This is a genomic window from Bradyrhizobium sp. WSM4874, assembly GCF_055811835.1.
The window spans coordinates 24,222-37,831 of record NZ_JBVVPR010000008.1; the positions used below are offsets into that span (position 1 = coordinate 24,222).

Below are 13,610 nucleotides of genomic sequence, written 5' to 3' on the forward strand. Positions count from 1 at the left end.
TATTCAGGTTCGGTTTCAAAGTTCGGTTTCAAAAATGTCGTTCGTCCAACCGCTGGTCGTCTCAAGGCAGCAATTCTAATTCGATTGGCGTGATGCGACCCGTTTCCACTTGGCTTCGACGCGCGCCTTGATGAGGCGCACCCGGGCTTCCTGTGCTGCCCAATAGGCCCTGCTCGCGACCGCCGTGCCTTGACGGTAACGCGCGTAAACGTCCTTCGGCTGTGCCGTTCCCTTTTGATTGTGCGCCGACCTCTGATTGTGCGCTGACTTCGAGACGGTGGGTGTCGGTGCTGGCGCCGGTGCCACATCTGGGACGGCCGCAGCCTGGTTTCCCACATTCGTCGAGTTCATCGAGGCAAGACGATTGCGGGCGCGATTACAATAAACCTGGGAGCGCGGGGTCATGGACTCCTCGTCATGACCGGCTCGATATTTCATCAGGGCTCGGCAAAGGTCCCCGCCTGCCAGGCGCCATGCGCGGCTCAGATAGAGAACGCCGTAGTGAATGTTGATGTCGGGCTCTGCGAGCTCTGCGTTATGTCCCCGGAATCCGAGCATCGCTGCCGTTTCGGCCCGAACCTGCATGAGGCCGATCTCGCCGACGGCGCCAATGGTGGCCGGATTGTATCCGCTTTCAACGAAGACGACGGCCTCCGCGATGTCCGCGGGCAGATCGGTCTTGGCCGTTTCTCTTTCGATGATTTTTCGGATTGCCGCCCGCGAGGCCGGCGTCTCTCCAGCGCCGAGATCTGCATCGCGAGCGCCCGCCGCCAACGCCGGTTCCACGTCGTTCTGGGCGTGCACGGAGGTGGATGCCAACCAAAGCACAGCGATCGCAACGTGTGTCCACGCTGCGCGGGCATTGATGTGTGTTCGATCCCGCAGCATGGACACGTATTATATCTTTCGAGTTAACAACCGATTCTCTGACGGCCCGGGGGGCGGCCCGGCTCGGACGGCGCGAGCGGCCGGCGGCGCAATGAAGCTATCGCGACCGCGAGCTCTGGTCGGTTGATATGCTTGGCGCAGCCCCGGTCAATTTGTCGTCGACCGCATAGAGCGTGCAGGTGGGCGACCATTTTGTGCAGGCGCCAAGTGAATCGCGTTGGGCGTCGTCGGCCGTTGCGCGCCCCGAACGCCAGCCGTAACCGCCGTTCGGCGATACCGCAAAAGCCTTGTGCGGCATCGTGCTGGCGAGATAGCGCGCAAACTCCGCACGCGCGGCCTCGCTGAGCTGGCCCGGCGGCGGGAGCGGATCGGGCGGGCTCAGGATGTCGTGGCCGAGACCTCGCTCGCGTAGAAAGGCGTCGAGATACGGCGTCCATTGCGGACGGCTCACGACCGAATAGAGATAGTGGCCATCGTCGCCAAAGGGCGGCGCTGCGATGAATTTCGCGTTGCCGCCATTGGCGCGAAATCCGTCATGGAGGCGGCGCGCGAGTTCGGGACCGAAGTAGGAATCGTTGCTGGCATAGACCCACAGCATTGGCGCGCGCGAGGTTTTGCCGAACGTGGCGAAGGCCTGCACCAGCCCGTTCGGATTGCAGACGTCGTCGTCGTCGCGCGAGCCGCGTCCGCCGGCAAAGCTGATTGCGGCGACGAGACCCGCTGGCGCCTGCGCGGTCAACGCGACGGTGGCGAACCCGCCGGCGGAATGGCCGGCTGCGATCATGCCTGATGTGGTGACGTCGCTTCGGCGCGCCATCGCCTCGATCGCCGCGCGTAAATCAGCCACCGCGACCGCCGCGGCCGGCAGATAAGCGGCATTGGCGCAGCCCCCGACGCTGTCGACGCGCCCACCGGGCGAGGTGCCGTAGCCGCGCCGCATCACGATCAGCGCGGCAAAGCCGCGCCGGGCATATTCGAGAGCGATGCCGTAATATTTGTGCGCGGACATCGTCGCCCGATCGTCGAAACTGCGCGGCGAGCCGTGGCTGAGCAGTGCGAGCGGATAGCGCTTGGTCCCGGCCGGCCGAACCAGGAACGCCTCCAGCCCCTGCGGTCCGGCCTCGGCCATCGGGATACGCAAATCCTCGGTGTAGAACTCCGCGGCCATCGCATCGGGCGCGATGCCAGCGGTCGCAAGCCCGGCCATCAGAACAACCAAAAGCCTCTGAAACAGCGTCATGCCCCGACTCGAATAGCCCCGATCGAAAGACCATAGCATGATCTCAGGAACGGCCGCCCCCTCGCGCGTGTTGTGCTCTTGGCGGGGGCTTGGCCGATGCTATGGTATCGCGCAATTCTACGATAGGACGAGGTATACCCAGTGGCTGATGTTCATCCCGCGGCGGGCAAGCAGGCTTCGCCGGACGTGCTCACCAACGTTCCGCGGCTGGTGACAGCCTATTTCGCCGGCAAGCCTGATGTCGCCGATCCCGCGCAGCGGGTGGCGTTCGGCACCTCCGGCCATCGCGGCACCTCGTTCAAGACCAGCTTCAACGAAGGCCATATCCTCGCGACTACGCAGGCAATTTGCGATTACCGACGTGAAAAGGGGCTGACCGGCCCGCTCTTTATCGGCATCGACACCCATGCGCTGGCCGAGCCGGCGCTGGTCAGCGCCGTCGAGGTGTTCGCGGCCAACGGCGTCGACGTCATGATCGACAAGGACGGCGGCTACACGCCGACGCCGGTGATCTCCCACGCGATCCTGACCTATAACAAGGGCCGCAGCTCGGGCCTCGCGGATGGAGTCGTCGTCACGCCGTCGCACAATCCGCCCGAGGACGGCGGCTACAAATACAATCCGCCGCATGGCGGACCGGCCGACACCGACGCGACCTCCGTGGTCGAGAAGCGCGCCAATGCCTATCTTGCCGACGGCCTGAAGGGCGTGAACCGCATCGACTACGCCAGGGCGCGCAAATCCGCGAACGTCCACGCCTATGACTACGTCACACCCTACGTCGCCGATCTCGGCAACGTGGTCGATCTCGACCTGGTCAAATCCGCCGGCGTCAATATCGGCATCGATCCGCTCGGCGGCGCCGCCGTGCATTACTGGCATCCGATCATCGAGCGCTACGGCCTGAAGGCCACGGTCGTGAACGAGGCGATCGACCCGACGTTCCGCTTCATGACGGTGGACTGGGACGGCAAGATCCGCATGGACTGCTCCTCGCCTTACGCGATGGCGAGCCTGATCGCGATGCGAGACCGCTTCGACGTCGCCTTCGCCAACGACACCGACGCGGACCGCCATGGCATCGTGACGCGCACCGGCGGCCTGATGAATCCGAACCATTATCTTGCGACCGCGATCTCCTATCTGTTCGCGCACCGCCCGAACTGGGGCAAGGACGCCGCGATCGGCAAGACCGTGGTGTCGAGCTCGATCATCGACCGCGTCGCGAAAAAACTCGGCCGCAAGCTGGTCGAGACGCCGGTCGGCTTCAAATGGTTCGTCGATGGCCTCCTCACGGGCGGCTTCGGCTTCGGCGGCGAGGAGAGTGCAGGCGCCTCGTTCCTCCGCCGCGACGGCACGGTGTGGACGACCGACAAGGACGGCATCATCCTCGGCCTGCTCGCGGCCGAGATCATGGCCAAGACCGGCCGCGATCCGAGCCAGCTCTTCAACGACCTCACCGCCGAGTTCGGCGTGCCCCATTACGCGCGCATCGACGTTGCCGCGACCCCGCCGCAGAAAAACATCCTGAAGTCCGTCACGCCCGAGCAGCTTGGCCTGAAGGATCTCGCCGGCGATCCCGTCCGCGCCACGCTGAGCAAGGCGCCCGGCAACGGCCAGCCGTTCGGTGGCATCAAGGTCGAAACCGATTTCGGCTGGTTCGCCGCCAGGCCGTCGGGCACCGAGGACGTCTACAAGATCTACGCGGAGAGTTTTCGCAGCCCCGAGCACCTGAAGGCGATTCAGCAGGAGGCTCAGGCAGGATTGGCGAAGGTATTCGGGGCGTAGTCGTCGAGCCAAGCGCCGCTGCCACTGCTCCTCCAAGGGAGGACTCGCCGCATCAACAGGTGTCATCACCCGCGAGAGCGGGTGATCCAGTACGCCGTGGCGCCAGTTGAGTGAACCAATGACCGGCGCGGCGTACTGGATTCCGCCTTCGCGGGGAATGACGGCGGATTAGGTGTGTATACACGATTAGATATAAAGGTATTATAATACGTCTTATCTGCCCTTGAACGATTCCATTCCTCCGGTATTGTATACATAACGTATTCATAAGCTTTGGGAGTGAGACCGGTGACAAAACCCTTCCCGATGAACGCCTGGTATGCCGCCGCCTGGGACGCCGATGTGAAGCCAGCACTGCTGCCGCGGACGATCTGCGGCAAGCACGTCGTGATGTATCGCAAGGCCGATGGCTCGGTAGCCGCGCTGGAGGATGCCTGCTGGCACCGCCTGGTGCCGCTGTCCAAGGGTAGGCTCGAAGGCGACACCGTCGTCTGCGGCTATCACGGCCTGAAATACAACGCGCAAGGGCGCTGCACCTTCATGCCCTCGCAGGAGACCATCAACCCGTCGGCCTGCGTCCGCGCCTATCCGGTGGTCGAGCGTCACCGTTACATCTGGCTCTGGATGGGCGATCCCGCGTTGGCCGATCCCGCGCTGGTGCCCGACCTGCACTGGAATCACGACCCGGCCTGGGCCGGCGACGGCAAGACCATCCACGTCAATTGCGACTACCGCCTCGTGCTCGACAATCTCATGGACCTCACCCACGAGACGTTCGTGCACGGCTCGTCCATCGGCAACGAGGCGGTCGCAGAGGCGCCGTTCGACGTCACCCATGGCGAGAAGACGGTGACGGTGACGCGCTGGATGCGCGGCATCGAGGCGCCGCCGTTCTGGGCGAAACAACTCGGCAAGTCCGGTCTTGTCGATCGCTGGCAGATCATCCGCTTCGAGGCGCCGTGCACCATTGCGATCGACGTCGGCGTGGCGCCGACCGGCACCGGCGCGCCAGAAGGCGACCGCTCGCAGGGCGTCAACGGCTTCGTGCTCAACACCATCACGCCGGAGACCGAGAAGACCTGCCACTATTTCTGGGCCTTCGTGCGCAATTATCAGCTCGGCGAGCAGCGCATCACCACCGAGATCCGCGAGGGCGTCTCCGGCATCTTCCACGAGGACGAGCTCATCCTCGAAGCGCAGCAGCGCGCGATGGACGAGAACCCTGATCGCATCTTCTACAATCTCAACATCGACGCCGGCGCGATGTGGACGCGCAAGCTGATCGACAAGATGGTGGCCAAGGAAAATCCGCCGCAGCACCTTCAGGCCGCGGAGTAAGCCGACATGGCCGAGCGCGAGGTCGACCGCTCCGTCTCGCAGACCGTGAAGGCGCAGCTCGCGCTGCGCGACCAGCTCCTGTCGGGCTTACTGCGCCCCGGCGAGCGCATCTCCGAGCTCCAGGCGGTGGAGACGACCGGCGCCTCGCGCACCCCGGTGCGCATGGCGCTGGTGCGGCTGGAGGAGGAGGGTCTCTTGGAGGCGATTCCCTCCGGCGGCTTCATGGTGAAGGCGTTCTCCGAGCGCGACATCTCTGATTCCATCGAGCTGCGAGGCACGCTGGAAGGGCTCGCCGCGCGCTTTGCCGCCGAGCGCGGCGTCTCCGCGCGCGAGCTCGAGCCGCTGAAGGAGTGCCTCGCCGCGATCGACGAGTTGCTGCGCCAGGTGCCGATCTCGGTCGACGCCTTCTCGGCCTATGTCACGCTGAACGCGCGCTTCCACGCTCTGCTCACGGAATTGTCGCGTAGCCCGCCGCTGATCCGGCAGATCGATCGCGCCTCGGCGCTGCCGTTCGCCTCGCCGAGCGGTTTCGTGATGGCGCAGTCGGCGCTGCCCGAGGCGCAGCAGATCCTGATCATCGGGCAGGAGCACCACCGCGTCGTGATCGACGCGATCGAGAACCGCGAAGGCGCCCGCGCCGAAGCGGTCATGCGCGAGCATGCGCGGCTCGCGGTGCGCAATCTGCGGCTTGCACTGCGCAATCGGACCCATCTCGACCTGCTGCCGGCGCTCGCGCTGATCAAGTCCGCAACCGATTGAGGGGAGTGCCATGCGCTTCATCGAGACCTGGATTCCGGCCACGCTCGTCTCGACGCGCGATCTTTCACCGGGCATCCGCGAATTCCTGATCCGGCCGGACCAGTTCGACGGCGCCGCCTATCCGGTCGGCAGCCACATTAATATCAGCGTCACCATCGATGGCCTGCCCGAGACGCGGTCCTATTCGCTGGTCGGGGAAGCCTCGTCGCGGGGTTTAAGGATCGCGGTGCGCCGCGCCGAGGATTCGCGTGGCGGCTCGCGCTATATGTGGTCGTTGCAGCCGGGCGCGCGGCTCGACATCACGACGCCGGCGTCGCTGCTCGCGGTCGATTGGGCGCGTCCAAACTACTGCCTCATCGCCGGCGGCATCGGCATCACGCCGATCCTCGGTGCGGCGCAGGCGCTGGCGCGGCGCGGCGCAAATGTGGTGCTGCACTATGCCGTGAGTTCGCGCGAGGATGCCGCCTATCTCGACGATCTTGCAAACCTGCTGGGTGATCGCCTGGTGGTTCATGCGAGCAGCGAAGGTCGCCGGCTCGATCTCGACGCGTTGTTTGCGTCACTGCCTCCGGACACGCTGGCGCTGTTCTGCGGCCCGATGCGGATGCTGGATGCCGCGCGCCACGCCTGGATCCGCGCCGGCCATCCGCTTCCCGATCTCCGCTACGAGACGTTCGGCTCCAGCGGCACGCTGCCGACCGAGACATTTCGCGTGCGTCTGAAAGGCTCCGATGTCGAGCTGGAGATCCCGCGCGAGCGCTCGATGCTTGATGTCCTCAACGCCAGCGGCCACGACGTGATGTACGATTGCAAGCGCGGCGAATGCGGCCTGTGCGCCATCGACGTTGTCGCCGTCGACGGCGAGATCGACCACCGCGACGTCTTCTTCAGCGACCATCAGAAGCAAAGCAACCAGAAGATCTGCGCCTGCGTTTCGCGCGCGCGGGGCACCATCACGGTTGACACACTGCTGCGAGCGGATGCGGTCTGAGGGGTAGGGCGTCTCCTCATACGCTTACCCCACGAAGGCAGGCCTTGTCCGCCCTGCCTTCTGGGGCCGGCAGGTTCAGTTCGCCCTAGCCGGATGGCTAGAGGCCAAGAAGAGACCTCGCTCGGGCAAAGAAGCCAAACATCTCCAGCGTAAGCAACTCTTGGTCGAGCCGAGACTGCGTCATCGCCGTAATACTAATATCCCCCGCTGTTACCATTCTGTCACGGATTTGGACGCTGCTTGTGCCCTAGTATTGGATGCCCGTCGTAACTTAAGGTTCCGCGGTTCGCGGGGCGCTTTGCAGTAGCCCGCCACTGGTTGCAATGCCGCCCAGAGGTTTGCAATGAGATCAAACAAATCGGGAAGCTGCGTCATCAACTATGCGGCAGCGGTGGCTGCTCTCGTGCTTTGCGCTGATGTTTCGCATGCCGACCAGGGCGGTAGCTCATTCTGGTTTCCGGGTCAGTTTGCGAGTCTCGCCGCCATGCAGCAGACACCGGGCTGGGCGCTCAGTGTGATCGATTACCATTCCAGCGTCGCCGCCGCTGGGAGTGCTGCTGCAGCCAAAGAGATCCTGGCCGGCAAAATTCCCGCGAACGTCAATGTTAATTTGAATCTGAGTCTGAGCGGGCGGGCCGATCTGGTCGCCCTTACGCCATCGTATACATTCGCGACGGCGGTGCTTGGCGGTCAGTTGGTCGTAGGCATATCGGGCCAGTACGGCAGAGCCGCCACCAGTATCGCCGGAACGCTGACTGCGATAGCCGGACCGATTGTGGTGACGCGCACCGGAATGCTGGAAGGATCGCTTACCTCCTACGGCGACCTCGCACCGTTCGCGGAACTGCTATGGAACCATGGCGTCGGCAATTACATGGCTTACGTCACGGGCAATGTTCCCGTCGGCGACTATGATCCGACGCGGATTCCCAATATCGGGCTCGGGCACGGCGCGATCGACATTGGGGGCGGCTATACCTATTTCGACCCGGCGGCAGGAAACGAAATCTCGGGCGTCGCCGGCCTGACCTACAATTTCAGGAATCCCGACACCCAGTACCGGAGCGGCATCGATTTCCACTTCGACTGGGGCGCATCGCACTACCTGACGAAGCAGCTTTTCGTCGGCATTGTCGGATACGCCTACCAGCAAATTACCGACGATTCCGGCCAGAACCCGATCCTCGGTAGTTTCAGGTCACGCGTTTTCGGTGTCGGTCCGCAAATCGGGTACAGCTTCCCGGTCGCAGACATGCAGGGCTTCCTTGGTCTGAGGGGATACGGCGAATTCGGTGCAGCCAACCGTCCGTCAGGATGGAATACCTGGCTGACGTTCACCATTTCCCCGTCCGCGCCTGCCGCCATAGCACCCACGACGCATCTGGTTGTGAAATAAACCTCGTGCCAACCGGACGTCGTCTGCGATCGGCCGGTGTCAAATGGGTCAATCGCATCACTTTGGCCGTATGCCGGCCGTTTCTGCTCGCCTACGCCGCGTAGGTCGCCCGCAACTTCTTCGGATCAAGCAGCGCTCGAACCTGATCCGCCGACACCGGCCGGCTGATGAGATAGCCCTGCACCTCGTCGCAACTAATCTGGCGGAGATATTCGAGCTGGTCGGCGGTCTCGACGCCTTCCGCGACCACGCCGATGCGCAGGTCGCGCGCCAGCCCAATCACCGATTTCACGATTGCGGCGCAGTCCGGCTGCACCAGCATGTCGCGGATAAAGGACTGGTCGATCTTGATGCGGCTGAACGGCAGCTTGCGCAGGTAAGTCAGCGAGGAGAAACCCGTTCCGAAATCGTCGAGCGCCACGGTGACGCCGAGCTCCAGCAGCGCGTTCAGGACCGACGCGGCGGAGCCGTATTTCGACAACAGCATCGATTCCGTGATCTCGATCTCCAGGCGGTGCGGGGCGACCTTTGCGTCCGCAAGCGCCTGCACGATGATCTGGAGCAGGCCGTTGTTGTGAAACTGCGCGGCCGAGAAATTCACGGCGACCCTGATCTCTTCGGGCCATTCGGCAACCGTCGCGCAGGCGCGACGGACGACCCAATAGCCGATCTCGTGGATCAACCCGGTTTCCTCGGCGATCGGGATGAACTCGCTCGGCGGCACCAGCCCGCGCTGGGGATGCTGCCAGCGCAGCAGTGCCTCGAACCCGGTGATGCGGTTGCCGTCGAGGTCGAGAAAGGGCTGGAACACCAGGAACAGCTCGTCCCTGGCGATGGCGCCTTCCAGATCCGATTGCAGCGCCTTGCGGTCGCGGGACGAGCGGTCGTCGGCTTGCTCGAAGAAGCACACCGTGCCCGGCCCGGCCTTCTTGGCGCGGTAGAGCGCGGCGTCGGCGTTCTTCATGATGTCGAGTTGCGTGCTGCCGTCGCGCGGCGCCAGCACGATGCCGACGCTGGTCGCGCCGACGATCTCGCGGCCCTCGATCCGGAACGGTTCGTCGAAGGCCGCGACGAAGCGTTCGGCGATTTCGAGCGCATCCTCGGGGCGCGCCAGATTGGCCATCACCAGGGCGAACTCGTCGCCGCCGATGCGTGCGACATGCTCGGCCGCGCGGGTGCAGCGTTGCAGACGGCTCGCGATCTGGACCAGAAACTCGTCACCGGCGGGATGGCCGAACTTGTCGTTGACCTCCTTGAAACCATCGAGATCGAGCAGAAGCACCGCGAACTCCTCGCCGGAGAGGCTGAGCCGCTTCAAGGCTGCATCGAGCGTTTCGTTGAAGGCGACGCGATTGGGCAGATGGGTCAGCGGGTCCTGCCGCACCGAACGCTCGGCCTCGATTTGCCGCATCACGCGCCGTGCGAACGCGAATGAATTGACGAACACGCCGCGCAACAACACGCTTCCGTAGACCACGACGAGAAAGGCGATCAGCAGGAAGGCGAGGTCGCCGTTCCTGCCGAGGCAGATCGCGATCCCCAGGAAGATGGGCGCCGTGAAGGCGATGGCCGCGATCGGGATCGTGGCGAAGGCAAGCGCGCCGCCGGCCAGCATTCCCGAGCAGAGGCAGGTGATGACGAGCTGCCCGCCGGTCGAGGCGCCTGCAAAGAACGCGGCCGGGACGATGCCCCAGGCGGCGCCGAGGAGAAGGGCATTGCGAACGAGCCGGTGCATGGCGCGGCGCGAGACGAATTGCGGCTTGGTGATGCGGCGCGCGGCGTGGGATTGCAGACCGAAGCCGATGGCAGCGCCGGCCACGGCGAGGGCCCAGATCAGCGCGAAAATCCGGTCGGGCGACTGCCACAGCGCGATCGCCAGCACCGCGGCGTTGCAGGCATTGGCCAGCATGATGCCGACGGAATAGCCGAGCACCAGCGACATCTGTTCGGCGCGGATATGGCCGGTGACGGCTTCGTCGGTTACAGGACCGCCAAAGGCCGACAGATCGCCAGCGAACAGCCGCGCGACATAGCTGGTCGTTTGAGTCCGCATTTCCAGAGCCTAGCAGCATGGGCCGCTTGTCCGGCCCGGTCAGGAGAATTCGCTGCGAACCTTTGACGAACTATGAATTATCCGAGCTTGCGATGATTGCTGTGACCACTTCTGCGTGTTCGTGACGTCGTATCGATAACAAATCGATACAAATGCGGTGCCCCGCGTTACGGCTGTGACGGCAGCCCGTTGCTCGCCAACAATTCCACTGTCATGCCCCGCCTTGTGCGCACTTGTGCACTGGGGCGGGGCATCCAGTACGCCGCGGCCTATCGGATCAATCACAATCGTCTCGGAGTACTGGATCGCCCGGTCAAGCCGGGCGATGACACCGGTGTCAGCAAGGGCGAGATCACCGCCCCAACTGTTTCGGATTGTAGTAGAATCGTTCTTCGATCAACTGATCGCCGCGCCATGTCTGCCAGGCAATCTCATCCAACGTTCGGATGATGCCCTCGGCATTGGTGAAGCTGAAGGTCCAGCGCGTGGCAACATGATCGCCTTCGATCAGGCTCGGCCCGATCCGCACCGCCTTGACCTCCTTGAAGGCGGCCAGCACGCCGCGCTCCTTGGCTGCGAGCTTGTCGCGTCCGACCAGAGGTTCGGCCTGGTTTTCATAGGTGGCGGCGTCCGGCGTGTAATAGTCGAGGATCGCCCCGACGAAATCCCCGTCCTCCAATCGTTTGGCGAAAGCTTCGACGACATCACGGCTCGGCATGGCGCACCTCTCGAGTAAAACCGACTGATAGTCGGTAAATACCGACCGACGGTCGAAAAGTCAACTGGCTGTCCTCGTCCGTTTCGACTACAGCAGACCCATGGCCAAACAGGCGGAGCGGCGCGCAGCGACATCGGAGGCGATCCTGACGGCGGCGCGCCGCCTGTTCGGGACGCAAGGCTTTGTCGCGACGACTATGGACGAGATCGCCGAAGCCGCCCACGTCGCCAAGGGCGCGGTCTATCATCACTTCAAGACCAAGGAGGCGGTGTTCGAAGCGGTGTTCGACCAGGTCTCGCGCGATCTCGTCGCCGAGATCGACAGCACGGCCCGTGCCGAGAAGGACGTGCTTGCCGCGATGGTCGCAGGCACCCAGCATTATTTCGCCGCGACCGCCAAGGGCCCGACCAGCCAGATCATCCTGCGCGACGGCCCGGCCGTGCTCGGCTGGGAGCGCTGGCGCGAGATCGACGCCAAACATTTCGGCGGCAAGCTGCCGCGCGCGATTGCGGCGGCGATGGAGGCCGGCCTGATCGCGCGGCAGCCGGTCGAGCCGCTGGCCCGGCTGCTGCTGGGCGCGGTGACGGAGGCCGCGGTCGCCTGCGCCGGACGCGCCGATATCGCAAGGGCAGGTGCGGAATATGCCCGTGCGTTCAGGTCGCTGGTCGAGGCGCTGCGCGTCGCTGCATGATCGTGCTAAGTGGTGACACTGGAAACGTCCCCACCAACAAAAAGAACAGTAGCGCATGAACGCAACTTCCTCCCTGACGCCCTCCGACCCTGAATTCGACTACGTCATTGTCGGCGCCGGCTCTGCCGGCTGCGTACTCGCCAACCGGCTATCGGCTAACGGCAAGCACAGCGTGCTGCTGCTTGAAGCAGGCCCGAAGGATTCCAACATCTGGATCCACGTGCCGCTCGGCTACGGCAAGCTGTTCAAGGAAAAGACCGTCAACTGGATGTACCAGACCGAGCCCGAGCCCGAGCTGAAGGGCCGAGAGGTGTTCCAGCCGCGCGGCAAGACGCTGGGCGGATCGAGCTCGATCAACGGCCTGCTTTACGTCCGCGGCCAGCACGAGGATTACGACAGATGGCGTCAGCGCGGCAACGCCGGCTGGGGCTATGACGACGTGCTGCCCTATTTCAAGAAAGCCGAGAACCAGTCGCGGGGCGCCGATCAATATCACGGCAGCGGCGGCCCGCTGCCGGTCTCCAACATGGTCGTGACCGATCCGCTGTCGAAGGCGTTCATCGATGCCGCGGTCGAGACCGGTCTGCCCTACAATCCTGATTTCAATGGCGCCACCCAGGAAGGCGTCGGCCTGTTCCAGACCACGACCCGCAATGGCCGCCGCGCCTCGACGGCGGTGGCCTATCTCGGCCCCGCCAAGGCCCGCGGCAATCTCAAGATCGAAACTGGCGCGCTTGGCCAGCGCGTGTTGTTCGAGGGCCGCCGCGCAGTCGGTGTTGAATACCGTCAGGGCGCCAATTTGCGCCGCGCCCGCGCGCGCAAGGAGGTCGTGCTGTCGAGCGGCGCCTACAACTCGCCGCAGCTGCTCCAGCTCTCCGGCGTCGGACCCGGCGACCTCCTGCGCAAGCACGGTATCGATGTCGTGCTGGACGCGCCGGGCGTCGGGCACGATCTCCAGGACCACATGCAGGTCCGCATCGTGATGCGCTGCTCGCAGAAGATCACGCTGAACGACACCGTCAATCATCCGCTCCGCCGCACCATGGCCGGCGCGCGCTATGCGCTGTTCCGCAAAGGCTGGCTGACGATCGCGGCCGGAACGGCGGGCGCCTTCTTCAAGACCAGTCCGCGGCTGGCCTCGCCGGATATCCAGGTCCACTTCCTGCCGTTCTCGACCGACAAGATGGGCGAGAAGCTTCATGGTTTCTCCGGCTTCACGGCGTCGGTATGCCAACTGCGTCCCGAAAGCCGCGGGTCCTTGCGCATCAAAAGCGCCGACCCGACAGTGCCGCCGGAGATCCGCATCAACTACATGTCGACCGAGACCGACCGCACCACCAACGTGGAAGGTCTGAAGATCCTGCGCAAGATATTGCATGCGCCGGCGCTGAAGCCGTTCGTGGTCGACGAGTACGATCCCGGAGCGAAGGTAGCCACCGATGCCGAGCTGCTGGACTATTGCCGTGAACGGGGCAGCACCATCTACCATCCGACCTCGACTTGTCGTATGGGCAATGATGCGCTCGCGGTGGTCGATCAGCGGCTGAAGGTGAGGGGCCTCGAAGGGCTTCGAATCGTCGACGGCTCGATCATGCCCGATCTCGTATCGGGGAACACCAACGCGCCGATCATCATGATCGCCGAAAAGGCCTCCGACTTGATATTGGAGGATGCGCGGTAGAGCATGATCCGGACCCGGAGGGCCGCGTTAGCGCAAAGTGGAAACCGGTTTTCCGATAAGATGATGC

Annotated in this window: 11 protein-coding genes; 7 read left to right on the plus strand and 4 right to left on the minus strand. The window is 64.1% G+C overall.

From position 1 onward, the window contains the following. Positions 1-75: 75 nt before the first annotated feature. Both AC0L3P_RS10535 and AC0L3P_RS10540 read right to left on the minus strand, forming a co-directional pair. Complete coding sequence (locus AC0L3P_RS10535; protein WP_473301919.1) at positions 76-888, minus strand: transglycosylase SLT domain-containing protein; 813 nt, start codon at positions 886-888, stop codon at positions 76-78. Positions 889-985: 97 nt separating this feature from the next. Beyond that, positions 986-2,128 carry an alpha/beta hydrolase family protein gene (locus AC0L3P_RS10540; RefSeq protein ID WP_473301817.1) on the minus strand — a complete coding sequence of 381 codons (1,143 nt, stop codon included), beginning with the start codon at positions 2,126-2,128 and terminating at the stop codon, positions 986-988. A gap of 141 nt (positions 2,129-2,269) precedes the next feature. Here AC0L3P_RS10540 and pgm point away from each other — a divergent pair, with 141 nt between their 5' ends. From pgm to AC0L3P_RS10565, 5 genes are all read left to right on the plus strand, one after another. Next, the gene (gene pgm / locus AC0L3P_RS10545) at positions 2,270-3,916 is read left to right on the plus strand and encodes a phosphoglucomutase (alpha-D-glucose-1,6-bisphosphate-dependent) (protein ID WP_473301818.1); all 1,647 of its coding nucleotides are present in this window, start codon (positions 2,270-2,272) and stop codon (positions 3,914-3,916) included. Positions 3,917-4,204: 288 nt separating this feature from the next. After that, a complete protein-coding gene (locus tag AC0L3P_RS10550; RefSeq protein WP_198957655.1) occupies positions 4,205-5,254 on the plus strand; it encodes an aromatic ring-hydroxylating dioxygenase subunit alpha in 1,050 nt (349 codons plus the stop codon). Positions 5,255-5,260: 6 nt separating this feature from the next. Continuing rightward, a complete protein-coding gene (locus AC0L3P_RS10555) occupies positions 5,261-6,013 on the plus strand; it encodes a GntR family transcriptional regulator (protein ID WP_473301819.1) in 753 nt (250 codons plus the stop codon). 10 nt (positions 6,014-6,023) lie between these two features. After that, positions 6,024-7,004 (plus strand): PDR/VanB family oxidoreductase, encoded by a 981-nt coding sequence (locus tag AC0L3P_RS10560; protein WP_473301820.1) that lies wholly within the window; start codon positions 6,024-6,026, stop codon positions 7,002-7,004. A gap of 343 nt (positions 7,005-7,347) precedes the next feature. After that, positions 7,348-8,400, plus strand: coding sequence for a SphA family protein (locus tag AC0L3P_RS10565; RefSeq protein WP_473301821.1), 1,053 nt, complete (start codon positions 7,348-7,350; stop codon positions 8,398-8,400). Positions 8,401-8,491: 91 nt separating this feature from the next. Here the strand turns inward: AC0L3P_RS10565 and AC0L3P_RS10570 are convergent, their stop codons facing one another. Beyond that, positions 8,492-10,453, minus strand: a complete 1,962-nt coding sequence (locus tag AC0L3P_RS10570) for a putative bifunctional diguanylate cyclase/phosphodiesterase (protein ID WP_473301822.1) — start codon at positions 10,451-10,453, stop codon at positions 8,492-8,494. Between the two features lie 352 nt (positions 10,454-10,805). After that, positions 10,806-11,171 carry a nuclear transport factor 2 family protein gene (locus tag AC0L3P_RS10575; RefSeq protein WP_275171438.1) on the minus strand — a complete coding sequence of 122 codons (366 nt, stop codon included), beginning with the start codon at positions 11,169-11,171 and terminating at the stop codon, positions 10,806-10,808. 100 nt (positions 11,172-11,271) lie between these two features. Here AC0L3P_RS10575 and AC0L3P_RS10580 point away from each other — a divergent pair, with 100 nt between their 5' ends. After that, complete coding sequence (locus AC0L3P_RS10580; RefSeq protein ID WP_275171439.1) at positions 11,272-11,862, plus strand: TetR/AcrR family transcriptional regulator; 591 nt, start codon at positions 11,272-11,274, stop codon at positions 11,860-11,862. 55 nt (positions 11,863-11,917) lie between these two features. Further along, a complete protein-coding gene (locus AC0L3P_RS10585) occupies positions 11,918-13,543 on the plus strand; it encodes a GMC family oxidoreductase (RefSeq protein WP_473301823.1) in 1,626 nt (541 codons plus the stop codon). Positions 13,544-13,610: the final 67 nt, after the last annotated feature.